The sequence below is a fragment of the Sphingomonas soli NBRC 100801 genome (assembly GCF_001591025.1).
Lineage (GTDB): Bacteria > Pseudomonadota > Alphaproteobacteria > Sphingomonadales > Sphingomonadaceae > Sphingomonas > Sphingomonas soli.
In genome coordinates, this window is the sequence record NZ_BCTZ01000004.1 from 63,427 (window position 1) to 88,717 (window position 25,291).

General features: G+C 64.7%; 28 protein-coding genes. 23 read left to right on the top strand and 5 right to left on the bottom strand.

Annotation, left to right across the window (positions count from 1 at the left end; genetic code table 11):
• Positions 1-4: 4 nt before the first annotated feature.
• The gene (locus SSO01S_RS03795) at positions 5-2,173 is read left to right on the top strand and encodes an RNA degradosome polyphosphate kinase (protein ID WP_066795406.1); all 2,169 of its coding nucleotides are present in this window, start codon (positions 5-7) and stop codon (positions 2,171-2,173) included.
• Positions 2,170-3,624 carry a Ppx/GppA family phosphatase gene (locus SSO01S_RS03800; protein ID WP_157073629.1) on the top strand — a complete coding sequence of 485 codons (1,455 nt, stop codon included), beginning with the start codon at positions 2,170-2,172 and terminating at the stop codon, positions 3,622-3,624. The genes SSO01S_RS03795 and SSO01S_RS03800 overlap by 4 nt, the downstream gene beginning before the upstream one ends.
• A 549-nt stretch (positions 3,625-4,173) precedes the next feature.
• Here the strand turns inward: SSO01S_RS03800 and SSO01S_RS03810 are convergent.
• A complete protein-coding gene (locus SSO01S_RS03810; protein WP_066795414.1) occupies positions 4,174-4,470 on the bottom strand; it encodes an I78 family peptidase inhibitor in 297 nt (98 codons plus the stop codon).
• The gene (rnd, locus tag SSO01S_RS03815) at positions 4,467-5,639 is read right to left on the bottom strand and encodes a ribonuclease D (protein WP_066795417.1); all 1,173 of its coding nucleotides are present in this window, start codon (positions 5,637-5,639) and stop codon (positions 4,467-4,469) included. The genes SSO01S_RS03810 and rnd overlap by 4 nt, the downstream gene beginning before the upstream one ends.
• 175 nt (positions 5,640-5,814) lie before the next feature.
• On the opposite strand from rnd, the gene aspS reads away from it, so the two are divergent.
• The 7 genes from aspS to SSO01S_RS03850 all read left to right on the top strand — a co-directional run bounded on the left by aspS (position 5,815) and on the right by SSO01S_RS03850 (position 10,982).
• Positions 5,815-7,611 (top strand): aspartate--tRNA ligase, encoded by a 1,797-nt coding sequence (gene aspS, locus SSO01S_RS03820; protein WP_066795420.1) that lies wholly within the window; start codon positions 5,815-5,817, stop codon positions 7,609-7,611.
• 65 nt (positions 7,612-7,676) lie between these two features.
• Positions 7,677-8,456: a hypothetical protein gene (locus SSO01S_RS03825; protein ID WP_157073630.1), complete on the top strand. Its 780-nt coding sequence runs from the start codon at positions 7,677-7,679 to the stop codon at positions 8,454-8,456.
• Positions 8,363-8,872: a GNAT family N-acetyltransferase gene (locus tag SSO01S_RS03830; protein WP_066795424.1), complete on the top strand. Its 510-nt coding sequence runs from the start codon at positions 8,363-8,365 to the stop codon at positions 8,870-8,872. The genes SSO01S_RS03825 and SSO01S_RS03830 overlap by 94 nt, the downstream gene beginning before the upstream one ends.
• 83 nt (positions 8,873-8,955) lie before the next feature.
• The gene (locus SSO01S_RS17690) at positions 8,956-9,423 is read left to right on the top strand and encodes a hypothetical protein (RefSeq protein WP_066795426.1); all 468 of its coding nucleotides are present in this window, start codon (positions 8,956-8,958) and stop codon (positions 9,421-9,423) included.
• Positions 9,420-9,905, top strand: coding sequence for an RNA polymerase sigma factor (locus SSO01S_RS17695; RefSeq protein ID WP_066795428.1), 486 nt, complete (start codon positions 9,420-9,422; stop codon positions 9,903-9,905). Before SSO01S_RS17690 ends, SSO01S_RS17695 begins: the two co-directional genes overlap by 4 nt.
• Positions 9,898-10,191 carry a hypothetical protein gene (locus SSO01S_RS03845; RefSeq protein WP_066795430.1) on the top strand — a complete coding sequence of 98 codons (294 nt, stop codon included), beginning with the start codon at positions 9,898-9,900 and terminating at the stop codon, positions 10,189-10,191. The genes SSO01S_RS17695 and SSO01S_RS03845 overlap by 8 nt, the downstream gene beginning before the upstream one ends.
• Before the next feature lie 14 nt (positions 10,192-10,205).
• Entirely contained in the window at positions 10,206-10,982 is a 777-nt protein-coding gene (locus tag SSO01S_RS03850; protein WP_066795432.1) for a polyphosphate kinase 2 family protein, read from the top strand.
• Positions 10,983-10,997: 15 nt separating this feature from the next.
• Here the strand turns inward: SSO01S_RS03850 and SSO01S_RS03855 are convergent, their stop codons facing one another.
• Positions 10,998-11,627, bottom strand: a complete 630-nt coding sequence (locus SSO01S_RS03855; RefSeq protein ID WP_066795434.1) for a carbonic anhydrase — start codon at positions 11,625-11,627, stop codon at positions 10,998-11,000.
• A gap of 62 nt (positions 11,628-11,689) precedes the next feature.
• Between SSO01S_RS03855 and lipA the strand changes: the two genes are divergently transcribed.
• The gene (gene lipA, locus SSO01S_RS03860; RefSeq protein WP_066795437.1) at positions 11,690-12,616 is read left to right on the top strand and encodes a lipoyl synthase; all 927 of its coding nucleotides are present in this window, start codon (positions 11,690-11,692) and stop codon (positions 12,614-12,616) included.
• A gap of 90 nt (positions 12,617-12,706) precedes the next feature.
• Positions 12,707-13,198 carry a type II toxin-antitoxin system RatA family toxin gene (locus tag SSO01S_RS03865; RefSeq protein ID WP_066795440.1) on the top strand — a complete coding sequence of 164 codons (492 nt, stop codon included), beginning with the start codon at positions 12,707-12,709 and terminating at the stop codon, positions 13,196-13,198.
• Here the strand turns inward: SSO01S_RS03865 and SSO01S_RS03870 are convergent.
• Positions 13,129-13,659, bottom strand: coding sequence for a CinA family protein (locus tag SSO01S_RS03870; protein WP_066795443.1), 531 nt, complete (start codon positions 13,657-13,659; stop codon positions 13,129-13,131). The genes SSO01S_RS03865 and SSO01S_RS03870 overlap by 70 nt on opposite strands.
• Positions 13,660-13,746: 87 nt before the next feature.
• The gene (locus SSO01S_RS03875) at positions 13,747-14,868 is read right to left on the bottom strand and encodes a bifunctional 2-C-methyl-D-erythritol 4-phosphate cytidylyltransferase/2-C-methyl-D-erythritol 2,4-cyclodiphosphate synthase (protein ID WP_066795446.1); all 1,122 of its coding nucleotides are present in this window, start codon (positions 14,866-14,868) and stop codon (positions 13,747-13,749) included.
• A 149-nt stretch (positions 14,869-15,017) separates the two neighbouring features.
• Between SSO01S_RS03875 and pyrH the strand changes: the two genes are divergently transcribed.
• The 12 genes from pyrH to SSO01S_RS03935 all read left to right on the top strand — a co-directional run bounded on the left by pyrH (position 15,018) and on the right by SSO01S_RS03935 (position 25,280).
• Complete coding sequence (gene pyrH, locus SSO01S_RS03880; RefSeq protein ID WP_066795448.1) at positions 15,018-15,734, top strand: UMP kinase; 717 nt, start codon at positions 15,018-15,020, stop codon at positions 15,732-15,734.
• Between the two features lie 8 nt (positions 15,735-15,742).
• Positions 15,743-16,300, top strand: coding sequence for a ribosome recycling factor (gene frr / locus SSO01S_RS03885; RefSeq protein ID WP_066795451.1), 558 nt, complete (start codon positions 15,743-15,745; stop codon positions 16,298-16,300).
• A 125-nt stretch (positions 16,301-16,425) separates the two neighbouring features.
• Entirely contained in the window at positions 16,426-17,154 is a 729-nt protein-coding gene (locus SSO01S_RS03890) for an isoprenyl transferase (RefSeq protein WP_066795453.1), read from the top strand.
• Positions 17,151-17,918 carry a phosphatidate cytidylyltransferase gene (locus SSO01S_RS03895; RefSeq protein WP_083942830.1) on the top strand — a complete coding sequence of 256 codons (768 nt, stop codon included), beginning with the start codon at positions 17,151-17,153 and terminating at the stop codon, positions 17,916-17,918. Before SSO01S_RS03890 ends, SSO01S_RS03895 begins: the two co-directional genes overlap by 4 nt.
• Positions 17,918-19,075, top strand: a complete 1,158-nt coding sequence (locus SSO01S_RS03900; RefSeq protein ID WP_066795456.1) for a 1-deoxy-D-xylulose-5-phosphate reductoisomerase — start codon at positions 17,918-17,920, stop codon at positions 19,073-19,075. Before SSO01S_RS03895 ends, SSO01S_RS03900 begins: the two co-directional genes overlap by 1 nt.
• Entirely contained in the window at positions 19,072-20,205 is a 1,134-nt protein-coding gene (rseP, locus tag SSO01S_RS03905) for an RIP metalloprotease RseP (protein ID WP_066795459.1), read from the top strand. Before SSO01S_RS03900 ends, rseP begins: the two co-directional genes overlap by 4 nt.
• Positions 20,206-20,299: 94 nt before the next feature.
• Positions 20,300-23,056, top strand: a complete 2,757-nt coding sequence (gene bamA / locus SSO01S_RS03910) for an outer membrane protein assembly factor BamA (RefSeq protein WP_083942831.1) — start codon at positions 20,300-20,302, stop codon at positions 23,054-23,056.
• Positions 23,056-23,817 carry an OmpH/Skp family outer membrane protein gene (locus SSO01S_RS03915; RefSeq protein WP_066795464.1) on the top strand — a complete coding sequence of 254 codons (762 nt, stop codon included), beginning with the start codon at positions 23,056-23,058 and terminating at the stop codon, positions 23,815-23,817. The genes bamA and SSO01S_RS03915 overlap by 1 nt, the downstream gene beginning before the upstream one ends.
• Entirely contained in the window at positions 23,814-24,293 is a 480-nt protein-coding gene (gene fabZ, locus SSO01S_RS03920) for a 3-hydroxyacyl-ACP dehydratase FabZ (protein ID WP_066795467.1), read from the top strand. The genes SSO01S_RS03915 and fabZ overlap by 4 nt, the downstream gene beginning before the upstream one ends.
• 13 nt (positions 24,294-24,306) lie before the next feature.
• Entirely contained in the window at positions 24,307-24,519 is a 213-nt protein-coding gene (locus SSO01S_RS03925; RefSeq protein WP_066795470.1) for a hypothetical protein, read from the top strand.
• A gap of 71 nt (positions 24,520-24,590) precedes the next feature.
• Positions 24,591-24,821 carry a 50S ribosomal protein L31 gene (gene rpmE, locus SSO01S_RS03930; protein ID WP_066795473.1) on the top strand — a complete coding sequence of 77 codons (231 nt, stop codon included), beginning with the start codon at positions 24,591-24,593 and terminating at the stop codon, positions 24,819-24,821.
• Positions 24,822-24,950: 129 nt separating this feature from the next.
• Positions 24,951-25,280 carry a PilZ domain-containing protein gene (locus SSO01S_RS03935; RefSeq protein ID WP_066795476.1) on the top strand — a complete coding sequence of 110 codons (330 nt, stop codon included), beginning with the start codon at positions 24,951-24,953 and terminating at the stop codon, positions 25,278-25,280.
• Positions 25,281-25,291 lie beyond the last annotated feature (11 nt).

Below are 25,291 nucleotides of genomic sequence, written 5' to 3' on the forward strand. Positions count from 1 at the left end.
GCGCATGGGCAAGGCTGCAAGAAAGCGCGTCGTGAAAGAGGCTTCCGCCCCGGCAAGCGCAGGGGATCGTTACTTTAATCGCGAAATGAGCTGGCTGGCGTTCAATCGCCGGGTGATGGAGGAAGCGCAGAACCCGGCGCATCCCCTGCTGGAGCGGCTGCGCTTTCTCTCGATCTCGGGATCAAATTTCGACGAGTTCTTCATGGTCCGCGTCGCGGGTCTGATGGGCCAGCAGTTGCAGAAGGTGGAGGTGCGCTCTGCCGACGGCCTCACCCCCGGCCAGCAGTTGAGCGCGATCGTGGAAGAAGCGGGCAAACTCGCCGACGGGCAGCAGGCGGTGTGGAACCATATCCGCGCCGATCTGGCCAAGGCGGGGATCAGCGTGTTGGGGCCGGACGAAATCGGCGAGGACGCCGTTGACTGGCTGGAACGGCATTTCCGCGAACAAATCTTCCCGATCCTGACACCCCAGGCGCTCGATCCGGCGCACCCGTTTCCGTTCATCCCCAATCAGGGGTCGTCCGTGGTGTTCGATCTGGTCCGTCAATCGGACAGCGAGCCGATCCGCGAGCTGGTGCTGCTGCCCACTTCGATGCCGCGCTTCGTGCGCCTGCCGGGCGAGCCCGCGCGCTATGTGACGGTGGAGACCGTGCTCAAGCGATTTTCGAGCCTGCTCTTCCCCGGCTATGACGTCCTGCGATCGGCGACGTTCCGAGTGCTGCGCGACAGCGATATCGAGATTGAGGAAGAGGCCGAGGATCTGGTCCTGACCTTCCGCTCCGCGATCAAGCGACGCCGCAAGGGCCGTGTGATCCGTCTGGAGATGGAAGAGTCGATCGCGCCCGAGCTGGAAGCCGTGCTTCTGGAGGAACTGGGCGGCAGCGACGCATTGCTGACCGAGACCGGCGGATTTCTGGGCATTGGCGATCTGGCGATGCTGGTGGAGGAAGACCGGCCCGACCTGAAATTCTCGCCCTATACGCCGCGCTTTCCCGAGCGGATCCGCGAATATGGCGGCGATTGCTTCGCTGCCATCCGCGCCAAGGACATCATCGTCCACCACCCCTATGAGAGCTTCGACGTCGTCATCGCCTATCTGAACCAGGCGGCGGCGGATCCCGATGTCGTCGCGATCAAGCAGACGCTCTATCGCGCGGGCAAGCAATCGGCAGTGATCAACGCGCTGATCGCTGCGGCGGAGGCGGGCAAATCGGTGACCGCGGTGGTCGAATTGAAGGCCCGGTTCGACGAGGAGCAGAACCTGTACTGGGCGACGGCGCTGGAGCGGGCGGGGGTGCAGGTGGTCTATGGCTTCATCGACTGGAAGACCCATGCGAAGGTTTCGATGGTGGTGCGGCGCGAGGGCGGGCAGTTTCGCACCTACTGCCATTTCGGCACGGGCAATTATCACCCGGTCACTGCGCGCATCTATACCGATCTGAGCTTCTTCACTGCCGATCCGCGGCTGGGGCGCGATGCGGCGAAGATCTTCAACTACGTCACGGGTTATGTCGAGCCGGAGGGGCTGGAGCTGGTGACGATCAGCCCACGCAACCTGCGCGAGGAGCTGCTTTCGCTGATCGACCAGGAAATCGAGCATGTCCGCAACGGCCGACCGGGCGCGATCTGGGCGAAGATGAATGCCCTGGTCGATCCGGTGGTGATCGAGAAGCTCTATGAAGCGGGCAATGCCGGCGTGGAGATCGACCTGATCGTGCGCGGTGTTTGCTGCCTGCGCCCCGGTGTGCCGGGAATGTCGGAGAATATCCGCGTCAAATCGATCGTCGGGCGCTTTCTGGAGCATAGCCGCATCTTCGCGTTCGGCGCGGGGAAGGATCTGCCCTCCACCAGCGCGAAGCTGTACGTCTCGTCGGCGGACTGGATGCCGCGCAATTTCGACCGTCGCGTGGAATTCCTGCTGCCGATCCTCAACCGCACCGTGCACGATCAGGTGCTCGATCAGGTGATGCAGGCCAATCTGCTCGATACCGAACAGAGCTGGATGCTCCGGAGCGACGGCAGCTATGTGCGCAGTGACGCAGGCGAGGAGCCGTTCAATCTCCACCGCTATTTCATGACCAATCCGTCGCTTTCGGGCCGTGGGGCCGCGCTCAAGACGCGCAAGCCCGTGCCCAAATTGTCGCTCAAGCGCCGCAAGAAGAAACCCGCGTGAGGAAGCGCACCGCGATCATCGATATCGGTTCGAACTCGGTTCGCTTCGTCGTCTATGACGGCACGGCCCGGCTTCCCGCCATATTGTTCAACGAAAAGGTGATGGCGGGGCTAGGCAAGCACCTGGCCGATACCGGGGCGATCGCGGCCGACAGCCTGGCGCTGGCGCGCGGCGCGCTAGCCCGCTTTGCCCGGCTGGCGCGCGAGATGCGCGTCAACGAACTACGCACGGTGGCGACGGCGGCGGTGCGCGAAGCATCGAACGGCGGCGAACTGGTCCGCGCGGCGGAAGCGCTGGGCCTGCGAGTCGAACTGCTTTCCGGAGAGCAGGAGGCGATGGCGGCGGGAATGGGTGTGCTTTCCGCCATACCCGAGGCCGACGGCATCGTAGGCGATCTGGGCGGAGGCAGCCTGGAACTGGTCCGCGTGGTCGCGGGGACCGTGACCGACAGGATATCCTTCCCGCTTGGCGTGCTGCGGATCGGGGCGATCCGCAAACAGGGTGAGGATGCGCTGGCGCGCACCGTATCGAAGCTGATCGAGGACGCTGGCTGGGCGGGAAGGGGCGCCGGGATCCCCTTTTATCTGGTTGGCGGATCATGGCGCTCGCTCGCGCGGCTCGATATCCATCTCTCGGGCTATCCGCTGCCGGTGGCGCACCAATATGCGATACCGCTCGGCCGCATTCGCGAACTCGGCCGCACGCTCGAAGGGCTGTCGCGCGCCGAGCTGAAGGCGATCCCCGACCTTTCCAGCGGGCGGCTGCCGACGCTGGGCGACGCAACGGCGCTGCTGATCGAGGTGCTGGGCGTGCTGGGCAGCACCGAGACGATCGTTTCCGCTTATGGCCTGCGCGAAGGATTGCTGTTCGCACGGCTGCTGCCCGAGCAACGCCAGCGCGATCCCCTGATCGAGGCCGCGCGCGAGGAAGGAGCACGGCTGGGCCGCTTCGCCGAGCATGGCGATCTGCTCGACGCCTGGATCGCACCGCTCTTTACCGACGAGCCGTCCGAGATCGCCCGGCTGCGTCACGCCGCCTGCCTGCTCGCCGATGTGGGCTGGAACGCGAACCCCGAGTTCCGCGCCGAACGCGGTGCCGAGATCGCGCTGCACGGCCATTGGGTGGGCATCGACGCCGCGGGCCGCGCGATCCTGTCCCAGACGCTTTACACCGCGCTGGGCGGTGCGATGGCCTCGCCCGATCCGCTCGGGCTGCTCGCTGCGCCGGAAGCGCTCCAGCGTGCGCGTCTGTGGGGTCTCGCCATCCGTCTCGGCCAGCGCCTGAGCGGCGGCGTGGCCGGGCCGATCAAGCGCTCGCGAGTCGCGATCGAGCAAGGCGCGCTGATCCTGAGCCTGAAGGGCGCGGATGTGGCGCTCTACAGCGAAGCGGTCGAAAAGCGGCACAAGGCCCTCGCCAACGCGATGGCGCTGGATATTGCGTTCGAGCGCTAGGCAGGGTGGACAAATTCCGGGACGCGCTGCTGTCCGCTCTTCGGGAACATTCTAGGCCCTCGATATGTCCGGTTGTGGGTGGTTAGCAGCCGTCAGGTTGGCGCTCCATTCCTCGTCTGGCGAGGCGCAGAAGCTCCGGAAGCGCGGTGCGCGTTGCCGCGATTAGTTTGGCGTTCTCCTCATATCGATTGTCGGCGGGCACAACATAGGGCGGCGATTGGATTAGGCAGGCTGCGACCACTTCCGAACTGGGCCAAGTGCCTGACATCATGTCCTCATTCGCTCCCGTATCCGGGCTGGTGGAGACGGCATATGCGCCCATGCACATCTCATCATCCAACCTCCTCACATACCACGGACCAGCGGATGCGATTCGCTCTAGCGCCTCAAGCGCCTCTAGCTGTTTGAAGGTCATAGGTATTTAATATCGCGATTTTGCCTATGTCCGCAAATGGGTCGCTTGCGGAATGGCAGCTTCCGAGCACAAGCTGAGAATTTCTGCCGTTCGAATTTGTAACGCGGCCTAGTCGGCTCGAACGCCCGAACAGCTTAGCCGCAACGCGCGGAGCCGATCTTGCCGTCGGTGCCCAGATGCAGGTTCAGCCGATCGGGGCGGAACTCCATCGTCACCATCATGCCGGGGGTGAGATAGCGCACCAGCTTCGCGCCGGAGAGGCGCTTTGCCTCTGCGGTCGTCTCGCGGCTCTGGGCGCGGCCGATCAGGCTTTCGAGTCCGTTCGAGTTGCACTCGACGCCGGGCACGGCCGGCGGCGGAGTTTCGGGACGGGCATCGCTCTTGCAGCCGGTGGCGGCCAGGGCGATCAGCGGCAGCGCGAGACGGATCATTCAGCGGCCTCCGTACGAGTCATCTTGAGCTTACCATTCCTGACGGTGAACCCAAGCTGACCCTCGACGAGCTCAACCGCGTCGCGGCCGAACTGCTCGTAGCGCCATCCCTGCAGGATCGAGAGCCCCTCGCGCTGGCCAGCGGCGAGCGCCTCCAGATCTTCCGAACGCGCCAGCAGGCGTGCGGCGACGTTGATTTCCTTGGCGCGGATCTTGAGCAGCAGCTTGAGCAGGTCCGCAACCAGAGCGCCATCCTTGCCCAAAGCGGGCTTGCGATCGTCGCGCGAGGGCATTTCCTCGGTGCTCATCGGCTCGGCATGGGCGAGCGCGTCCATCAGCCGCCCGCCGATATCATTGCCTGCCCATGCCGCCGAAAGCCCGCGCACGCGGCCAAGATCGGCCTGTTTGCGCGGCGGATTGCCGGCGAGATCGGCCAGCGTCTCGTCCTTGATGATGCGGCCGCGCGGCAGATCCTTGCCCTGCGCTTCCAGCTCGCGCCACCGCGCCAGCGCCTTCAGTCGGCCAAGCACTTCGGGCTTGCGGCTGGAGATGCGCACGCGCTGCCATGCCTGATCGGGATCGGTCCGGTAGTTCTCCGGATCGGCGAGCCGCTCCATCTCCTGATCGAGCCACTGGCCGCGCCCGGTGCGCTTCAGTTTCTCCAGCATCTTGGGAAAGATCTCGGAGAGATAGGTGACGTCGCAGATCGCATAATCGATCTGGCGCTTGTCGAGCGGGCGGCGGGCCCAATCGGTGAAGCGCGCGCCCTTGTCCACCGAGATGCCCAGATAGGTATCGACCAGGTTCGAATAGCCGATCTGTTCGCCTTGCCCCAGCGCCATCGCGGCGACCTGGCTGTCGAACAGCGGGTGCGGCGTCTTGCCGGTCAGGTTATAGACGATCTCGATATCCTGCCCGCCGGCATGGAATACCTTGAGCACGTTTTCGTTGTTCACCAACAGATCGAGGAGAGGCTGCATGTCGATCCCGCCCATCGGATCGATTGCCGCAGCTTCCTCGTCATCGGCGATCTGGATCAGGCAGAGTTCAGGCCAATAGCTGTTCTCGCGCATGAACTCGGTGTCCACGCAGATATAAGGCTTGTTGGCAAATCGCGCGCAGATATTGGCGAGGGCGGCGGAATCCTCGATCAGGCCATGGATATGCATCGCGGCCCCATAGACTGTCCTTCGGGTTGACAAAAGAGTGCATGCAAGGAATGCGGCCCACCATCCAATTTATCGTCATCCCGGCCCTGAGCCGGGATCCCGCTACGTATTGATGGACAAGGAAGCGGGACCCCGGCGCAAGGCAGGGGCGACGAAGTTACGAGAGATCAGAGCAATGCACGCCTATCGCACCCATACTTGCGCACAACTCCGCGCCTCCGATGTCGGAACCGAAGTCCGGGTCTCGGGCTGGGTCCACCGCAAGCGCGATCATGGCGATCTCGTCTTCGTCGATCTGCGCGACCATTATGGGATCACCCAGATCGTCACCGACGCCAGCGGCCCGGCATTCGACGTCATCGAGTCGCTCAAGAGCGAGTCGGTGATCACCGTGACGGGCAAGGTCGTTGCGCGCGATGCCGAAGCGGTGAACCCGAACCTGCCGACCGGCGAGATCGAAGTCCGCGCGGCGCAGGTCACGGTCCAGTCGGCGGCGCACGAGCTGCCGATGCCGGTGTTCGGCGACAACGAATATCCGGAAGATATCCGCCTGCGCTATCGCTACCTCGATCTGCGCCGCGAACGCCTGCACAAGAACATCCTGCTCCGTTCGAACGTCATCGCGTCGCTCCGCCGCCGCATGATCGATCAGGGCTTCACCGAGTTTCAGACCCCGATCCTGACCGCGTCGTCGCCCGAAGGCGCGCGCGACTATCTGGTGCCGAGCCGTGTGCATCCGGGCAAGTTCTACGCGCTGCCGCAGGCGCCGCAGATGTTCAAGCAACTGCTGATGGTCGCCGGCTTCGACAAATATTTCCAGATCGCCCCCTGCTTCCGCGACGAAGACGCCCGCGCCGATCGTTCGCCGGGTGAATTCTACCAGCTCGATTTCGAGATGAGCTATGTGACCCAGGACGACGTGTTCAACGCGATCGAACCGGTGCTCCACGGCGTGTTCGAGGAATTCGCAGACTGGGAAGGCAAGAACCGCACGGTCAGCCCGCTGCCGTTCAAGCGCATCCCCTACCGCGAATCGATGCTGAAGTACGGCAACGACAAGCCAGACCTGCGCAACCCGATCATCATCACCGACGTCTCGGACTTCTTCAAGGGCTCAGGCTTCGGCCGCTTCGCCTCGATCGTCGAGGGCGGCGATGTCGTCCGCGCGATCCCGGCACCGAACACCGCTGAGAAGAGCCGCAAATTCTTCGATGACATGAACAGCTGGGCACAGTCGGAAGGCTTCCCGGGCCTTGGCTATGCCACCCAGAAGGACGGCGTGTTCGGCGGCCCGATCGCCAACAACCACGGCCAGAAAGGCATGAAGGCAATCGCCGATGCGCTTGGCCTTGGGCCCAACGACGGCATCTTCTTCGCTGCGGGCAAGGAAGCACAGGCTTCAAAGCTTGCTGGCCTCGCCCGCACCCGCGCCGCAGAACAGCTCGACCTGATCGACAAGTCGCGCTTCGAATTCTGCTGGATCGTCGACTTCCCAATGTTCGAATATGACGAAGACGCGAAGAAGGTCGATTTCAGCCACAACCCCTTCTCGATGCCACAGGGCGAGATGGAAGCACTGGAAACCAAGGACCCGCTCGACATCCTTGCCTATCAGTATGACATCGTCTGCAACGGCGTTGAGCTGAGCTCGGGCGCGATCCGTAACCACCGTCCGGAAATCATGTACAAGGCGTTCGAAATCGCCGGCTACACGCAGCAGGACGTGGACACGAACTTCGCGGGGATGATCAACGCGTTCAAGTTTGGTGCACCGCCGCACGGTGGCTCGGCGCCGGGCGTCGACCGCATCGTCATGCTGCTTGCCGACGAACCCAATATCCGCGAAGTCATCGTCTTCCCGATGAACCAGAAGGCCGAAGATCTGATGATGCAGGCACCTTCCGAGGTGAGCCCGAAGCAGCTCAAGGAGCTCCACATCAAGCTCGTGAGCGACGGGCCGAAGGCAGGATAGTTTCCTCGCTTCCCGGCGCCGGCCACGGCATAACACGCAGCGACCGGTCTCTGGGGGGGAACATCATGCTGGAGCCAAGGGCGCTAACGCCGTCGGACATCATCGCGATATTGGCGATGGTCGCCTCGATGGCGTCGGCATTCTACACCTGGTATTCGGCGCGCAACGCCAAGCAGCAATTCGCCGAGGTGGAAAAGCGCGAGCGCGAGCATTTCCGCGAGTCCGAAAAGCGCGAAACGGAGGTGCACGTCGCCGCGAATTATCTCGCGCTGGAGACCGCGTCGTCCAACATCTTTCAATATACCGCACAGAACGAGGCCAAGATCGCCCATCTGCGCGGGGCGGTGGCGAAGGCGTTGTGGGAGGATGAGCGTGAGACCGAGGCGCGGGGCATATTGCTCAACCTCTATTACCAGTCGCTCAACCTGTTCGAGGTCTGCGCCCGCTTCCGCCGCGACGATCTGGTCGAGGCCGAAGTGTTCGCCAGCTGGGTCGCCTGGATGGTCGAGATACTCGAGGACGATTTCTTCCGCGCGCAGTGGCCGGATCTGATCCGCTCCAACTACACCCGCGACGTGCGCGATATCTTCGATGTCGGCGTGGAGGTCTTTCAAACCACGCTGGCGGAGGATAGACGCAACCGGGCCTTCTACGCGGCCGTCGCGGACATCATGGCGAAGAAGGTGGCCGGCAAGAAGCAGCCCTGCGCCGTGATCGCGGGCTGGCTCGATCAGATCGATGAGGAAGTGGCATGGAAATCGCTGCCGAGCAGTTCGGACTATCTCTCCAATGGGAGAAAACGGCAGTCGCGGCGCGCGAAGCCGCCGATTTCGCCGGCCGCGTAATCGGGTTTGACACGCGCTATATCAGCCATGGCGAGATCCAGACCGGGCTGAGCCCGGACGGCGATCAATGGGCACCCGATCTCGCCCAGCTCTACCGCGACGACTTCGCCGAACTCGGCGACGAGCGCGACCTGCTGACCTGCCGCGATGGCGGGACGATCGTCGGGATCGCGGTGGTTGCTTGGGAGGAAAGCGCGCGCCGCCGCTTCGCCGTGCTGGAGGATATGGCCGTCGAACCGTCGCGGCGTTCGCACGGCATCGGCGAGCGGCTGATCGGCGAAATCGAGGCGCGCGTGGCCGAGCGGGGGATCGAGTGGCTGTTCCTCGAAAGCGGCCTTGAGAATCACCGCGCGCACGGCTTTTTCGAACGGCACGGCTTCAAGACGGTCTCGCACGTGTTCGCCAAGCGGCTCTGATCGAAAGGCCGCGCGGCCGCGTTAACCCCACGCGCCTCCCGCACGTCTCACTGCTACACACCGCGCAGGCAGGAGACGAAGCGATGACGGAAGATGCGGTACTGATCCTCGGGCTGGCGCTGGTGGCGAGCACCGCGCTCATCGCCCTCGCGCTCGGCAATTGGCATCGCGGCCGCCTCGCCGAACTTGCCCTGCGCGAGCGCGAGCGCACTTTGCTCCGCCTCACCGAGCGCTTCGGCACCGCCGACGAGTTCGTCGAATTCGCCCGCTCGCCCGAGGCCGAGGCGCTGTTCGCGACGATGGATTCTCCCACGGCCATCGCCCGGCGGCTGCTCGCGATGGTGGGAGTGGCGATCGTCCTGCTCGCCCTCGCCATCGGCTTCTGGGTGACCAGCCTCGGCGTCCCCGGCGATGCCGACATCGACCTCGTCCGCGAAGCCGATTGGGCGCGCTGGTGGGCTGTGCTCTCCGCAGCCTCGGGCGCGGGGCTGCTCGCCGCCAGCGCGGTCTGTGCCCGGCTCGGCCGGCGCTGGGGCGTGCTCGGCGGGTGACCAGCCCGGCCTATCGCCGGTTCGCCACCTTTTACGGAGCGCATTTCCGCGCGCTCTGGGCCTATCTCGTGCGCATCGGCGCCGAGCGGTCGCTCGCCGAGGATCTCGCCCAGGAAGCGTTCGTCCGCTGGTCCGCAAGCCCGGCCGCCGAATGGGAAGATTCCCGCGCCCGCAGCTACCTCTTCACGATCGGCACGCGGCTGCTGACCGATCACTGGCGCAAGCAGCGCCGATTGGTCGCATGGGAAGAGGCCGACGGCGCGGCGCTTTCCTGCGAGATCGCCGCCAGCCCGCTCTTTTCCGGCCGCGCCTGGGCCGCGCTCGGCAAGCGCCAGCAGCAATTGCTCTGGCTCGCCTATGTCGAGGAATTCTCTCACGACGAGATCGCCGCGATCACCGGCCTCGCCTCGCCGAGCGTCCGCGTATTGCTCTCCCGCGCCCGTGCGGCGCTCGCTTCCCGCCTAGGAAATCAGGATGCATGACGATCCCGTCATCGCCGCGCTCCGCCGCGATGCTGCCCTGCTTCGCGAAGAAGCGCCCCCGCTCGACACCAGCGCAGCGTGGCACCGCATGCGCGCCGCCCGCGCCGCGCGGTTGCAGCGCGTGCTCAACGGCTGCGCCTGGGGCCTCCGCCTCGGGCTTGCGGCCGCGCTCGCCGGCGCTTGCGCCATCGCCCCGCGCACCGCGCTCGGCCTGCTCCCCGCGCTCGGCTTGCTCTTCTGGCTGAGCACCGGCATCGCCACGCCGTTTCGGAGCCGCGCGAACTAGGCTAGCCTCGCGCCATGACGATCGAGCTCAGCGACTTCGAAGCCGGCGAGGAGCTGGAAGGCAGCTACAGGAAGGCGCTGAGGAAGCTCCAGAAGCGCCTCGCGCACATCCATTACGCCCATATCATCCATGGCAATCGCGCGATCGTGATGTTCGAGGGCTGGGACGCGGCGGGGAAGGGCGGGATCATCGAGCGGCTCACCGCCGGCTGGGACCCGCGCTTCTTCCATGTCTGGCCGATCTCGGCACCCACGGGGATCGAGAAGCGACACGATTTCCTCTGGCGCTTTCGCAAGCGGCTGCCCAAGCCGCGCGAAATCGCGATTTTCGATCGCAGCTGGTATGGCCGCGTGCTCGTCGAGCGCGTCGAAGGCTTCGCCACCGAAGGCGAGTGGAAGGCGGGCTATGGCCAGATCAACGCGTTCGAAGCCGAGCAGCTCGCCGCCGGCACCAATCTGGTCAAGGTCTTCGTCCACATCACCCAGAAGGAGCAGGACAAGCGCTTTCGCGACCGGCTGATCGACCGGTGGAAGCGCTGGAAGACCGGGCTGGAGGATTATCGCAATCGCGCCCGCCGCGCCGATTACCTGGTGGCGATGGACGAGATGTTCGCGCGCACCGATACCCCGGCCGCCCCATGGATCGTGATCGACGGCAATAACAAGAAAGCCGCACGCATCGCCGCGCTCACCGCGATCGCGGACGCGCTGGAGGCCAAGGTGTCGATGGAACCGCCTGTGCTCGATCCGGAGGTGGAGAAGGTCGCCCGCGCCGCGCTCGACAAGCTCTGACCCCGAGACCTGCCGTCAGGCCGGCGCGAACTCCCCGTCTTCGCCCATCAGGTGGAGAACGCCATCGTTGATCGCGAAATAGGCGCCGTGTAGCCGCAGCGTGCCCGCCGCTTCGCGTTCCGGAATGCAAGGGAAAGTGCGCAGGTTCGCCAGCGATACACGCACCGTCTCCAGCTCCAGCGCGCGGATCGCTTCCGGCCCGTCGCCAAGCTCGTCCACGATCCGGTCGCGCGCTTCGTCCAGCATGTCGACCCAATGCGCGATGAAGCCACCCGCGCCCGGAGCCCTGCCTTCGAAACTGCGCGAAATCGCCGCATGCACGCCGCCGCACATACCGTGGCCGAGCACCACGATCTCCGGCACCTCAAGCTGCGTCACCGCAAACTCCAGCGCCGCCGAGACGCCGTGCCGCCCGCCGCCCAGCTCGAATGGCGGGACGAGATTGGCGATGTTGCGCACCACGAAGATTTCACCCGGCACGGTATCGAATATCTGCGCGGGATCGACGCGACTGTCGGAGCAGGCGATCACCATGACGCGGGGGTTCTGGCCCTCGGTCAGTTCCTCCCAGCGCTCGCGGTGGCGGCGATACTCGCTCGTGCGGAAACGCTGATAGCCGTCGAGCAGGTCGGTAAAATCGGTCATGGCTCGTCCATTAGGAGCGCGCTGCGGTTGTGTCATCCCGGTCGCAGGGCTATCTGGCGCGCATGAACGAGATTTCGCCGCTTCCGCGCCCCGAACGTGTCCGCAAGCCGGACTGGATCCGGGTGAAGGCACCGACTTCGCAGGGGTTTGCCGCGACTCGCGCGCTGATGCGCTCGAAGAGCCTGACCACGGTGTGCGAGGAAGCCGCATGCCCCAATATCGGCGAATGCTGGTCCAAGAAGCACGCGACCGTGATGATCTTGGGCGATACGTGCACGCGCGCCTGCGCCTTCTGCAACGTCAAGACCGGCATGCCGCGCGCCGTGGACCCGATGGAGCCGCAAAACGTAGCGGATGCGGCGGCACAGATGGGGCTGTCCCACATCGTCATCACTTCCGTGGACCGCGACGATTTACCGGACGGCGGCGCGAAGCAGTTCGTCAAGGTGATCGAGGCGATCCGCAAGTCGAACCCGACCACCACCATCGAGATCCTCACCCCCGATTTCCGCAACAAGCACGAACAGGCGATCGAGATGATCGTCGCTGCGCGGCCCGACGTGTACAACCACAATCTCGAAACCGTGCCCAGGCTCTACCCCACGATCCGCCCGGGTGCGCGTTATTATGCGTCGCTGCGCCTGCTGGAGACGGTGAAGCGGCTCGATCCGTCGATCTTCACCAAGTCCGGCGTGATGTTGGGGCTGGGAGAGGAGCGTCTGGAAGTCCATCAGGTGATGGACGACATGCGCTCGGCCGACGTGGATTTCCTCACGATGGGCCAGTATCTCCAGCCCACGCCGCGCCATGCCAAGGTGCAGGAATTCGTCACTCCCGCCGCGTTCGACAGCTATGGTGCGATCGCACGCGCCAAGGGCTTCCTGCTCGTCGCTTCCTCGCCGCTGACGCGTTCGAGCTATCACGCGGGCGACGATTTCGAAAAGATGCGCGCCAATCGCGAGGCGAAGCTGGCGAAGGTGACGGCATGATCATGCCGTCATCCCGGCGAAAGCCGGGATCTCGCGCCCGAACCGCTCCGCCAATCTGGGAGGCACCGGTTTTCGCCGGGTCGACGGGTTTTGCCCAAGCATAACGAAACCCGTCAGCTTCCCTATACCCCCGAGCAGATGTTCGATCTGGTCGCGGACGTCGCGCTTTATGCCGAGTTCCTGCCCTGGGTAACCGCGGTGCGCGTCCGCTCGAACAGCGAGAGCGAGATGGTCGCGGACCTGATCGTCGGCTTCAAGGGGCTGCGTGAGAGCTTCACGTCACGGGTCAGCAAGCAGCGCCCGGAGCATATCCGCGTCGATTATCTCGAAGGCCCGCTCAAGCACCTCAACAATGACTGGAAGTTCCGGTCGGACGGGCAGGGCGGCTGCTATGTCGATTTCTGCGTCGATTTCGCGTTCAAGAACCGCATGTTCGAGATGCTGGCAGGGCAGGTATTCGATCGCGCGCTGCGCAAGATGATCGGCGCTTTCGAGGAGCGCGCCGCGAAGCTCTACGCCGGCTCCGCTGCTCCGTCGGCCGCGTCCGGCATCAGCAAGTCGAGCGCGCACAACGCCGCCTGAAGCCGCACGCCGCCGCGGCCATTATTCTCCAGCAGCCGCGAATCCGCGACGATGTGCTGCGGATCTGCGCCGCGCACGGCTTGCGCGAACACCACGGTGCCCACCGGCTTCTTCTCGCTGCCGCCATCGGGCCCGGCGATCCCCGTGATCGCCACCGCGACATCTGCGTTCGAGCGGCGCAGCGCGCCCTGCGCCATGCTCCAGGCCACCGCGATCGAGACCGAGCCGAACGTCTCCAGCACGTCGCTGCTGACCTTCAGCACCTCCTGCTTGGCTTCGTTGGAATAGGTGACGAATCCAGCGTCAAACACGTCGGACGAGCCCGGAATCTCGGTGAGCGCCGCGCTGACCAGGCCACCGGTGCAGCTTTCCGCAACCGCGATGCGCCGGCCCACGGCGCGATTGGCCTCAAGCACCTTGCGCGCCGCTTCGATCAGCTTGGCCGGAAGAATCGTGTCCATAAGCGTCGGGCCTCTGCCACCGGAATGTGGGTAAGGCTAGCGCGAAGTGCGAGGGAGAGGGCAAGCCGTTCGCCAGCCACCCTATCGTCACCCCGGCACGCGCACCGTCGCGACCGCCTGCGCTGCCATGCCTTCGCTGCGGCCGGTGAAGCCGAGCCGCTCGGTGGTTGTCGCCTTCACGCTCACACAATTCACCGGAAGCTCTAAAACCCCCGCAATGTTGGCCCGGATCGCTTCGCGGTGCGGGCCGATCTTGGGGGCCTCGCAGATGATCGTCAGGTCGATGAAGTCGATCACGCCACCCTCCGCGCGGACGAGCCGGACCGCATGCTCCAGGAACTGCGCCGATCGCGCGCCGCGCCACCTCGCGTCGCTGGGCGGGAAGTGCATGCCGATATCGCCCGCGCCGATGGTGCCGAGCAAAGCGTCGGTGATCGCATGCAGCGCGACATCGGCATCGCTATGCCCGGAAAGTCCATGGCTGTGCGGCACCAGCACGCCGCCCAGCCACAATTCCTCCCCCACGGCGAAGCGATGCACGTCATAGCCTTGCGCGGTGCGCACGCGCATCTGCGCGGCATGGCGCGCCTCGGCGGCTTCGAAATCGGCGGGGTGCGTGATCTTTTCCAGCTCGATGGCTCCTTCGACGATTGCAACGTCATGCCCCAGCGCGCGGACCATTTGCCCATCGTCGGTCGCTTCGCGATCGACCGGCCATGCGGCATGCGCCTGGCGCAGCGCGTCGGTGCGAAAGGCCTGCGGCGTCTGCACCCGTGTCAGCCCGTCGCGCGGAACCAATTCTCCCGCGGCGGACACCAAAGTATCGGCGAGCGGCAGGCCGGGGATCGCGCCTTGATGATCGTCAAGCGCGTCCAGCAACCGATCGATCACGGCGGCGGTCAGGAAGGGACGGGCTGCGTCGTGCACCAGCACGCGCTCCGCATCGATGGCGGCGAGCCCGTTCGACACCGATTCCCGCCGCGTTGCCCCGCCGATCACGAAGGGGACTTCGCCCAGCGCATCGGCAAGCAGCGATTCTTGTCCATCGCCGATCACCACCAGCACCGCATCGATGGCCGGGTGGGCGCAGAGCGCGGCATAGCTGTGCGCCAGCATCGGCTTGCCGGACAGCATCGCAAACTGCTTGGGAACGCCACCGCCGGCGCGAACGCCCTGTCCTGCGGCAACGATTATAGCGGAGGTCTTCATCGCGAGCGGCCTAGCCCAGTTGGACGAGGGAGGGTAGGGGCCGGTGGAACCGCGCGTTCTTTACCAGCGTGCCCATCTCCGCTTGTCCCTGCGCCGCCGCCCGCCTAAGGTCCGCGCCGCTCCCTTACCCCCTCTTTGCCAAGGCTAAAATGACCGCGCGCTACAAACGAATTTTGCTCAAGCTTTCGGGCGAGGTGCTGATGGGCGAAAGTGGCCTGTCGATCGATCCGGATGTGATCGCGCGCGTGGCAGAAGAGATCGCCGATGTTCGCAAGCAGGGCTATGAGCTGTGCGTCGTCGTTGGCGGCGGCAACATCTTTCGCGGCATATCGGGCGCGGCGCGCGGCATGGATCGCGCGACCGGCGACTATATGGGCATGCTCGCCACGGTGATGAACGCGCTCGCAGTGCAGAATGCGCTTGAGAAGATGGGCGTGGAAACCCGCGTCCAGTCAGCGATTCCGATGGCCAGCGTGTGCGAGCCCTTCATCCGCCGCCGCGCCGAGCGGCATCTGGAAAAGGGCCGGATCGTGATCTTCGCCGCCGGCACCGGCAGCCCCTTCTTCACAACCGATTCGGGCGCAGCGCTCCGCGCCGCCGAGATGAAGTGCGATGCGCTGTTCAAGGGCACGTCAGTGGACGGCGTATATGATGCCGATCCCAAGAAGGTGGCGAGTGCAAAGCGTTATGAAACAGTAACATACGATACCGTGCTCTCAGACAATTTGAAGGTCATGGACGCATCGGCAGTTGCGCTGTGCCGCGACAACAATATCCCGATCGTCGTTTTCAACATCCGCGAGCGCGGCAATCTTGCCCGCGTGCTCAAGGGTGAAGCCACTGCGACGGTCGTTCAGGCCGCATAGGAGAATATATGCCCGCTTACGATAAGGCCGACCTTGAGCGTCGGATGGCCGGTGCCGTCGAATCGCTGAAGAGCGATCTTCAGGGGCTGCGCACCGGTCGCGCGTCGGTGAACCTCCTCGATCCGGTTACGGTCGAGGTTTATGGCGCACACATGCCGCTCAACCAGGTCGCGACGGTTTCGGTGCCCGAACCGCGGATGATCTCGGTGCAAGTGTGGGACAAGTCGAATGTCGGACCGGTTGAAAAGGCCATCCGCTCGGCGGGCCTGGGCCTTAACCCGATCACCGACGGCACCACGCTCCGCCTGCCGATCCCCGATCTGACCGAAGAGCGTCGCAAGGAACTCGCCAAGCTGGCCGGCAAATATGCCGAAGCCGCGCGCATCGCCGTCCGCAACGTTCGCCGCGACGGCAATGACAGCCTGAAGACCGACGAGAAGAAGGGCGTGTTCGGCGAGGACGAGCGCAAGCGCCACGAAACCGAGGTGCAGAAGCTCACCGACGCGACCATCGCCGATATCGATGCGGCGGCTGCGGCAAAGGAAAAGGAAATCATGGGCAAGTGAGCCCAAACTTGCCTTGTTTTCTCATTCGTCATTCCCGCGAATGCGGGGACCCAGAGCCAAGGGCGACGTCGCTTGTGACCCTGGGTTCCCGCTTTTGCGGGTACGACGCGCTTTAGACCGCGACCATGTCCGCTAAACCAGCCCCTGAAGCACCCGCGCCGCCGCCGCGCCATGTCGCCATCATCATGGACGGCAATGGGCGGTGGGCGAAGAAGCGCTTCCTCCCGCGCATCGCGGGGCACCGGCAGGGCGTGGAAGCAGTGCGCCGGGTATCGCGCGCCGCGCGCAAGCTCGGCATCGAGGTGCTGACGCTCTACGCTTTCTCATCCGAGAATTGGCGCCGCCCCGAGGACGAAGTCCGCGACCTGATGGGCTTGCTCCGCCATTTCCTGGCCAGCGAGCTGGACGAGCTGGTTTCCGAAGGCGTGAAGCTGCGCGTGATCGGTAACTGGCGAAAGCTGTCGCCCGATCTGGTCTCGATGATCGAGGGAGCCATCGCGCGCACCGCCGACAACCCGGGGCCGACGCTGGTGATCGCGCTCAATTATGGTGCGCAGGCGGAACTTGCGACAGCCGCGCGGACGCTTGCGGAGCGCGCCAAGGCGGGCACGCTCGATCCCGCGAGCATCGACGAAGCCGCGCTCGAAGCGGCGCTCGATACCGGCGATCTCCCGCCGCTTGACCTGCTGATCCGCACCTCGGGCGAGCAGCGGCTTTCCAATTTCCTGCTCTGGCAGGCGGCCTATGCCGAGTTCCTGTTCGTCGACACGCTCTGGCCCGATTTCGACGAGGCCGCGCTGGCGGACGCGCTCGATCTGTTCGGCAAACGGCAGCGGCGGTTCGGGGGCCTGTGAGCAAAACCTCCGATCTCGGCACGCGCTTCGGCGTGGCAATGGCGCTGATCGCCGGGGCGGCCTTCACGCTCTATTGGGGCGGCACGGTTTTCTGGCTGGTCCTCGCGGTCACCGGCTTGCTGATGATGAGCGAGTGGGGCGAGCTCGCCGGCGCAGAGCTTAAGGATATCCGGCTCTCGCAATATGCGCTGTCGGTGCCGCTCGCGGCGATGTGCCCCTTTGCCGGTGCGCCCTATTTCCTGTCGCTCGGGCTGATCGGCGGGGCGATGTTTTTCACTGGTGCGGTGCTCCGGAGCCCGCGACTTGCGCTCGGCATCGTCTATGTCGCGCTTCCGGTCCTCGCGCTCATCGTGCTGCGTGACCGGCCGCAGGGATTGCTCGTCACATTCTGGGCGATGGGCCTCGTCTGGGCGGCGGACAGCGCCGCTTATTTCGCTGGCCGCGCCATCGGCGGCCCCAAGCTGGCACCCGCGATCAGCCCGAAAAAGACCTGGGCGGGAGTCATTGGCGGCGTGCTTGGCGCGACGATCGGCGCATTCGGCCTTGTCTGGCTGTTCGGGCTGCCGGCCCAGCTTGCCTATGTCACGCCCCTGCTCGCGATCCTGTCGGTGTTTGGTGACCTCTTCGAAAGCAACCTCAAGCGGCAGGCGGGCGTGAAGGATTCGGGCAAGGTGCTTCCGGGCCATGGCGGGTTGCTCGACCGGCTCGACGGGCTTGTCTTTGCAGCGCCTCCCGCCGCGCTGCTGGTGTTGGTGCTCACCTGATGAAACGGGTCACCATCCTGGGCGCGACCGGCTCTGTCGGCACCTCTTCGCTCGACGTGATCGAGCGCGAGCCAGACGCGTTCGAAGTCGTGGCACTCACCGCCAATTGCGACGTCGCACGGCTTGCCGCCGCTGCGATCCGCACGCGGGCCAGGCTTGCCGTGGTTGCCGACCCCGCCTGTCTTGCGCCCTTGCGCGAGGTGCTTGCAGGATCGGGTGTCGAGGCGCGGGCAGGCGCGGATGCCGTCTGCGAAGCGGCGCGGATGGATACCGACTGGACCATGGCTGCGATCGTCGGCACGGCGGGGCTGAAGCCGGTGATGGCGGCGCTGGAGGCAGGGGGCACGGTCGCGTTGGCCAACAAGGAGTCTCTGGTTTCCGCCGGTGACGTCATGACCGCTGCGGCCCGCGCCGCCGGCACGACGTTGCTCCCCGTTGATTCGGAGCACAACGCCGTCTTCCAGTGCCTCGATCGCACCGCGCCGGATCGCGTGCGCCGCATCATCCTGACTGCCAGCGGGGGCCCGTTCCGCACCACGTCGCTCGACGATATGCGCGCGATCACCCCGGCGCAGGCCGTCGCGCACCCCAATTGGTCGATGGGGGCCAAGATCTCGGTCGATTCGGCGACCTTGATGAACAAGGGGCTGGAGCTAATCGAAGCGTTCCACCTGTTCCCGGTGCGGGCCGACCAGCTAGACGTGGTGGTTCATCCCCAATCGGTGGTCCATTCGATGGTCGAATATGTCGACGGATCGACGCTGGCGCAGCTCGGTCCGCCCGATATGCGCGTGCCGATCGCCTATGCGCTCGCCTGGCCCGATCGGATGGAAACGCCGTGCGAGCGGCTCGATCTCCCGCGCATCGGGCGGCTCGACTTCGAAGCACCCGATTACGTCCGGTTCCCAGCTCTGAAGCTTGCTCGCGAAGCACTGGCTGCCGGTGGCGCGCGTCCCGCGATCCTCAACGCGGCGAATGAAGTCGCCGTGGCCGCCTTCCTTGCCGGTGCCGTCAAGTTTCTTGAAATTGCCGCAATCGTTTCCGATACGCTTGGCCGCTACGATCCTCCGGCCCCGGATAGTCTCGATGCGGTGCTGGCGATCGATGCTGAGGCGAGGGCGCGGGCGGCCGAGCGTGTAAAGGACTGCGTCTTTTGATCGAAAATCCCGGCATCCTGCTCACTATACTCGCGTTCGCGCTTGTGATCGGGCCGCTCGTATTCCTCCATGAGCTTGGGCATTACCTCGCGGGGCGCTGGTTCGGCGTGAAGGCCGACGAGTTTGCGATCGGCTTCGGACGCGAAGTGGCGGGCTTTACCGATCGGCGCGGCACGCGGTGGAAGTTCGGCTGGCTGCCGCTGGGCGGCTATGTGCGCTTTGCCGGGGACATGAACCCGGCGAGCCAGCCGTCACCCGAATGGCTGTCGCTTCCCGCGCATGAGCGCGCGCAGACCTTCCAGTCCAAGCCGCTTTGGCAGCGGGCGATCATCGTGGCGGCAGGGCCCGTCACCAATTTCCTGATCGCCATCCTCATCCTTGCCGCCTTCTCGTTCGCTTATGGCGACAATCGCACACCCAGCACGGCCGGGCTGATCCTGCCCGGCAGCCCGGCCGCGCAGGCGGGGCTGCAAGCCGGGGACCGGATCACCTCGCTGGGCGGCCGTTCGGTCGAAACCTATCGCGACATGGTGAAGTACACGCAGCTTCGTCCCAACGAGGCGGTGCGCATCGAATATGAGCGCGGCGGCGCGCAACTTTCCGTCGATGCGGTGATCGGCGTCCGCACCGAGAAGGATCGCTTCGGCAATGTCTTCAAGATCGGTCAGCTGGGAATCGCTCCCCCCGAATCCGTGCAGGTGCCGGTAGGAATCCTCGAAGCGCCGCTCATCGGCCTGCGCACGACCGCCGATATCGTCCAGATGACGATAGACGGACTCGGGCAGATCATAACCGGCCGCCGCTCGGTTTCCGAACTCGGCGGGCCGCTGAAAATCGCGCAAGTTTCGGGTGAACGTCTCGCTATGGGACCAACCGAGTTCGTATTCCTGATCGCGCTCATCTCGATTAACTTGGGGTTCATCAACCTGTTGCCAGTTCCGGTGCTGGATGGCGGTCACCTGCTATTCTACGCAGTCGAGGCGGTCCGGCGCAGGCCGGTTGAGCCACAGGTAATGGAATGGGCGTTTCGCGGCGGCATGATCGCAATTCTTGCGTTGATGCTGTTCGTTACGCTCAATGATCTTGGAGCTTTTGGCGTCTGGAAAAATCTGGCCGGGTTGATCGGCTGACGCGGTTAGGGCAGGGCGGTGTGATGCCCTATTGGCGACTGGTTAATTTGAATTCCGACTGGGGTGGGATGTGACTGCGACAAAGGTGACTAAAATGGGCGCACGAGCCTCCGCGACGCTCCTGGCGGGAACTATCCTCTCGGGGATAGCCTTGAGCGGGTCCGCTATTGCCCAAACCGCACCGGCTGCCGCACCAGCGGCGCAGGAGGCGGCCCCTGTCGCCCCGCAGGAAACGCGGCTGGTGAAAAGCCTGCGCGTCGAAGGGTCGCAGCGCATCGAGCCAGAGACGGTGCTTTCCTACACCCGCCTGCGCGCCGGCACCGAATATACCAACGAGACGATCGATCAGGCGATCAAGGACCTGCTCGCCTCGGAACTGCTTGCCGATGTGTCGATCGAGGGCGTCGATACCGGCAATCTGGTGATCCGCATCCGCGAAAACCCCGTGATCAACCGCGTGATCTTCGAGGGCAACAAGCGCCTGAAGCAGGACAAGATCGACAAGGAAGTGAAGCTTCGTCCGCGTCAGATCTTCACGCGCACCGCCGTGCGCGCCGATGTCGCGCGAATCATCGAGCTTTATCGGCGTCAGGGCCGTTTCGCGGCCAGCGTCGAGCCAAAGATGGTCAGCCTCGACCAAAACCGCGTCGATGTGGTGTTCGAGATCAGCGAAGGGCCCAAGTCCAAGGTCCGCCAGATCAACATCATCGGCAACGAAGTATTCTCCGATGGCAAGCTGCGCGGCGAGATGGCGACCAAGCAGGCGCGCCTGACCTCGATCTTCAGCTCCAACACCTCCTACGACCAGGATCGGCTGGCCTATGACCAGCAGAAGCTGCGCCAGTTCTACCTGACCGAAGGCTATGCCGATTTCCGCGTGGTCTCCGCAGTCGCGGAACTGACGCCGGACAAGAAGGACTTCATCATCACCTATGTGGTGGAAGAAGGCCCCCGCTATAAGTTCGGCCCGATCACCGTCGAAAGCGCGATCCGCGACTTTGACGAGAAGAAGCTCGCCGCCAGCCTGCAGATCAAGGAAGGCGACTGGTACAACGCCAAGGCGGTCGAGGACACCGTCGAGCAGTTGAGCGAGACCGCCGGCATCTTCGGCTATGCGTTCGCCGATGTCCGCCCGGACTTCCAGCGCGATCCCCAAACGCTGACCATGGGCATGAGCTTCCGGATCGGCGAGGCAAACCGCACCTATATCGAGCGGATCGACATCACCGGAAACCGCCAGACGCAGGACAAGGTGATCCGGCGCGAATTCCGCGTGGCCGAGGGCGACGCCTTCAACACCTTCCTCGTCAAGCGCTCGCAGGACCGCATCAACTCGCTCGGATATTTCCAGGACAAGTTCGAGATCGAGCGCAAGGACGGCTCGGCGCCGGACCGCATCGTGCTCTCGGCCAATGTCGAGGAAAAGGCGAATGGCGAACTGACGCTTTCGGCAGGTTTCTCGAGCCTTGAGCAGTTCATCCTCCAGGCATCGATCCGCCAGCGCAATTTCCGCGGCAAGGGGCAGACAGTCTCGGCCTCGGTCGATTACTCCACTTATTCCAAGTCGGTCGAACTCGGCTTCACCGAGCCCTATCTGTTCGACAGCAACGTCGCGCTGGGCGGCACGGTGTTCCGCCGCGATTACAACGCGTTCAACTATATCGGCTCGGATCGCTCGACCACGTACAGCCAGGTCTCGACCGGTTTCCAGCTCGTCGCGGGCGTGCCGCTCACCGAATATTGGACGCTCTCCGCTCGCTATTCGCTGATGCAGGACGATGTGACGCTGGACAGGAACAGCTTCTACTCGGACCTCAACGGCAACGGCGTGCTCGACAGCAACGAATGCGATCCGGTCAAGGCCGGGCGCTATTATTGCGAAGCGGTGGGCGCGCGCATCACGTCGCTGGTCGGCGTGTCGCTGATCTATGACAGCCTCAACAGCCGTATCCGGCCGACGCGCGGTCAGCGCCTGACGATCGGCGCCGATTTTGCCGGTTTGGGCGGTGACGTGCGCTACGCCCGCGCCCGCTTCGATGCCGATAAATATTGGGGCTTGGGCAGCGGCTTCATCTTCTCGGTCTCTGCCGAGGGCGGCTATATCCACAGCCTGGAAAAGCGCGGCGCGGGCATCGATCCGATCCGGATCACCGACCGCTTCTATCTGGGTGAGCCGCAGTTCCGCGGCTTCGACATTCGCGGCGTGGGTCCGCGCGTCCAGCGCATCGCCTATACCGGCGATCCCACCACGGGCACGCAGTTGCTGATCACCGACAGGGATCAGATCATCGACGACGCGATCGGCGGCAAGGCCTATTACCTGACCAAGGCCGAGCTGGAGCTTCCGCTGGGCGCGGGCGCCGCCGAGATGGGCCTGCGCCCGTCGATCTTCGTCATGGCGGGCAGCCTGTTCAACATCACCCGCCCGGGCAAGACGATCGCCTTCACCCAGGCAAGCTCGGGCGGGACGCTGCTCTTCAACAAGGACGGCTCGCCGACCCTGCTGCCCAAGTCCGATCCGGTGAAGGATAATGCGGGCAATATCTATTACACCGTCAGCCCCACCGACACGATCAACGCCGGTATGCTGACCACCTGCACCGTCGGCTATTCGGCCACCGCGGGCGGCCCGTGCGTCGGCACGTCGATCAACCAGCAGGCATTCAGCACCACGGCACCCTTCCTCGAGCGTTTCGTGGGCGATAGCGCCAAGCCGCGCCTTTCGATCGGCTTCGGCGTGAACTGGAATTCACCGTTCGGACCGCTGCGTATCGACGTCGCGAAAGCGCTGTTGGCGGCACCGGGCGATGACAAGAAGCTTGTAACTTTCAACGTAGGGACTCAGTTCTGATGATTACCAAGAAGCGCATGATCGCGAGCCTGCTCGCCGCGCCTGCGGCGTTCGCCTTTGCGGCACCCGTCCAGGCCCAAGTCGCCGGCATCGCCTATGCCAACCCCACTTCGGTGGTCGGCAATTCCAAGGCATTCGCCGCCGCCAACGAGCAGATCGGCACGACGTACAAGTCTTCGTTCGATCAGATGCAGCAGCGCCGCACCGCGCTCGACGCCGAGCTCAAGCCGCTCGTTTCCCAGCTGGACACCAACAAGGACGGCAAGGTCACCGACGAGGAGCTGAAGGTCGCGCAGAACGCGAAGAACCCGGTGCTCGAAAAGATCAAGACCGCGCAGGAAAAGGCCCAGGCCGATATGGCGCGGCTGAGCAACCCCGCGTCGCGCGCCGAACTGTTCGCGATCGAGGGCATCCTGCGCAAGTATGAAGCAGCGCAGAAGGCCGTTGTGGACGCGCGCAAGATCTCGGTCGTCCTGTCGCCGGAAGTGTTCATGTACGCGCCGGATTCGGCAGACATCAGCCCGGCGATCACTGCCGAGATCGACAAGACCACGCCGACCGTGAGCATCGCGCCGCCGGCTGATTGGGAACCCGGCCGTGAGACGCTGGCGATCCAGCAGCAGCTCGTCCAGATCGCCCAGATCCGCGCGTATCAGCAGGCCGCGCAGCAGCGTCCGCCGGCCGGTGCTCCGGCTGCCGCGGCGCCTGCCGCTGCGAAGCCCGCCGCTGGCAAGCCCGCAAAGCCCGCCGAACCCCGGTGAGCGAAGCGCAGGAAGCGGGCGTCAACATCGGTCCGCTCGATATCGGGCGGGTGATGGCGGCGCTTCCGCATCGCTATCCGATGCTGCTGGTCGACCGGGTCGAAGAACTCGTGATCGATCAGCGCATCGTGGCGATCAAGGCGGTCAGCATGAACGAGGAGTTCTTCCAGGGGCATTTCCCCGGAAGGCCGATCATGCCCGGCGTGCTTCAGGTCGAGGCGCTGGCCCAGGCGGCGGGCGTGCTCGCGGTGGAGAGCCTGGGCCTCGCCGGTTCGGGCAAACTGGTCTATTTCATGTCGATCGACGGCGTGAAATTCCGCAAGCCGGTCGAGCCGGGCTGCCTGCTGCGGCTCGAGGTGGAGTTCGTCCAGAAGCGCAGCCGCGTCTGCAAGTTCGCGGGCAAGGCGGTGCTCGATGGTGAGGTCGCCACCGAATGCGAATTCACCGCGATGATCGCAGACCCTCCAAAGGCATGACGGCAATAGCGTGATGGACGTGCTTACGGCTTTCGGGCTGGTTGCGGTCACCGCCATGCTCGTCAGCTATGCGCTGGAAGACCGGTCCCCCTGGTGGGTGCTGGTCTTCTCGCTCTCCTGCCTGCTCGGCTCGGCCTATGGCTTCCTTCAGGGTGCCTGGCCCTTTGGGCTGGTCGAGGCGATCTGGGCCGGTGTCGCTGCCCGGCGCTGGTGGCGGTTGCGCTAGCGGCGTTGCTCTGCTAGGCGCGCGGCCTTCGTCAGCCGGTCGGAACCGGCGGCATTTGCAAGGAATTCGACGTGAAGGCTGATACGCACCCCGATTATCACATGATCAAGGTCCAGATGACCGACGGCACCGTCTTCGAGACGCGTTCGACGTGGGGCAAGGAAGGCGATCTGATGACGCTGGACATCGATCCGCTCGCGCACCCGGCATGGACCGGCGGCCGCGGCCAGCTTCTCGATCAGGGCGGTCAGGTCGCACGCTTCAACAAGCGTTTCGGCGGCCTCAGCCTCGGCAAGAAGTAATCGGGCGGCCCATCCGGGCCTTTGTCTGACCGATGCGCCGCCCAGGGAAACCGGGCGGCGTTTTCGTATCCATCTTCCTCGCGGGTGTCGTTAACGCGACATTAGCCACGCGGCGGTAGGTTTTGCGCCATGGCGATTACGAAAACCGCACCCTTTGCCGCCGAATATGAGCCTGCCGAGAGCCTCGGTCGCCGCCGCAGCCCGCGTGCACCGGTTTCGCTCGACGCACGGATCGGGCGGGGCGGGCTGGATCGGACCTTGTGCAAGGTCACCGATCTTTCGATCCACGGCGCGGGTATCCAGACCTATTCCGAGCTGCGAAAGGGCACGATGATCTGGCTCGCGCTGCCCAAGATCGGCCATGTCGCCGCGAAAGTGGTGTGGGCCGGTGACTTTGAGGCGGGCGTTGAGTTTCAGGAGCCGCTATCCGCCGAAGCTTTTGAAATACTTACGACGTAATGAAGCAATTG

What these genes read in the sequence shown, in the direction of transcription:
- rnd (WP_066795417.1), bottom strand. Translation starts at nt 5,639, where the DNA reads ATGCATATCCATGGCCTGATCGAGGATTCCGCCGCCCTCGCCAATATC.
- frr (WP_066795451.1), top strand. Translation starts at nt 15,743, where the DNA reads ATGCCCGCTTACGATAAGGCCGACCTTGAGCGTCGGATGGCCGGTGCC.
- SSO01S_RS03915 (WP_066795464.1), top strand. Translation starts at nt 23,056, where the DNA reads ATGATTACCAAGAAGCGCATGATCGCGAGCCTGCTCGCCGCGCCTGCG.
- SSO01S_RS03875 (WP_066795446.1), bottom strand. Translation starts at nt 14,868, where the DNA reads ATGAAGACCTCCGCTATAATCGTTGCCGCAGGACAGGGCGTTCGCGCC.
- bamA (WP_083942831.1), top strand. Translation starts at nt 20,300, where the DNA reads ATGGGCGCACGAGCCTCCGCGACGCTCCTGGCGGGAACTATCCTCTCG.
- SSO01S_RS03900 (WP_066795456.1), top strand. Translation starts at nt 17,918, where the DNA reads ATGAAACGGGTCACCATCCTGGGCGCGACCGGCTCTGTCGGCACCTCT.
- lipA (WP_066795437.1), top strand. Translation starts at nt 11,690, where the DNA reads ATGAACGAGATTTCGCCGCTTCCGCGCCCCGAACGTGTCCGCAAGCCG.
- SSO01S_RS03845 (WP_066795430.1), top strand. Translation starts at nt 9,898, where the DNA reads ATGCATGACGATCCCGTCATCGCCGCGCTCCGCCGCGATGCTGCCCTG.
- SSO01S_RS03870 (WP_066795443.1), bottom strand. Translation starts at nt 13,659, where the DNA reads ATGGACACGATTCTTCCGGCCAAGCTGATCGAAGCGGCGCGCAAGGTG.
- SSO01S_RS03925 (WP_066795470.1), top strand. Translation starts at nt 24,307, where the DNA reads ATGGACGTGCTTACGGCTTTCGGGCTGGTTGCGGTCACCGCCATGCTC.
- SSO01S_RS03855 (WP_066795434.1), bottom strand. Translation starts at nt 11,627, where the DNA reads ATGACCGATTTTACCGACCTGCTCGACGGCTATCAGCGTTTCCGCACG.
- SSO01S_RS03935 (WP_066795476.1), top strand. Translation starts at nt 24,951, where the DNA reads ATGGCGATTACGAAAACCGCACCCTTTGCCGCCGAATATGAGCCTGCC.
- pyrH (WP_066795448.1), top strand. Translation starts at nt 15,018, where the DNA reads ATGACCGCGCGCTACAAACGAATTTTGCTCAAGCTTTCGGGCGAGGTG.
- SSO01S_RS03795 (WP_066795406.1), top strand. Translation starts at nt 5, where the DNA reads ATGGGCAAGGCTGCAAGAAAGCGCGTCGTGAAAGAGGCTTCCGCCCCG.
- SSO01S_RS03825 (WP_157073630.1), top strand. Translation starts at nt 7,677, where the DNA reads ATGCTGGAGCCAAGGGCGCTAACGCCGTCGGACATCATCGCGATATTG.
- aspS (WP_066795420.1), top strand. Translation starts at nt 5,815, where the DNA reads ATGCACGCCTATCGCACCCATACTTGCGCACAACTCCGCGCCTCCGAT.
- SSO01S_RS03850 (WP_066795432.1), top strand. Translation starts at nt 10,206, where the DNA reads ATGACGATCGAGCTCAGCGACTTCGAAGCCGGCGAGGAGCTGGAAGGC.
- SSO01S_RS03810 (WP_066795414.1), bottom strand. Translation starts at nt 4,470, where the DNA reads ATGATCCGTCTCGCGCTGCCGCTGATCGCCCTGGCCGCCACCGGCTGC.
- SSO01S_RS03830 (WP_066795424.1), top strand. Translation starts at nt 8,363, where the DNA reads ATGGAAATCGCTGCCGAGCAGTTCGGACTATCTCTCCAATGGGAGAAA.
- SSO01S_RS17690 (WP_066795426.1), top strand. Translation starts at nt 8,956, where the DNA reads ATGACGGAAGATGCGGTACTGATCCTCGGGCTGGCGCTGGTGGCGAGC.
- SSO01S_RS03890 (WP_066795453.1), top strand. Translation starts at nt 16,426, where the DNA reads ATGTCCGCTAAACCAGCCCCTGAAGCACCCGCGCCGCCGCCGCGCCAT.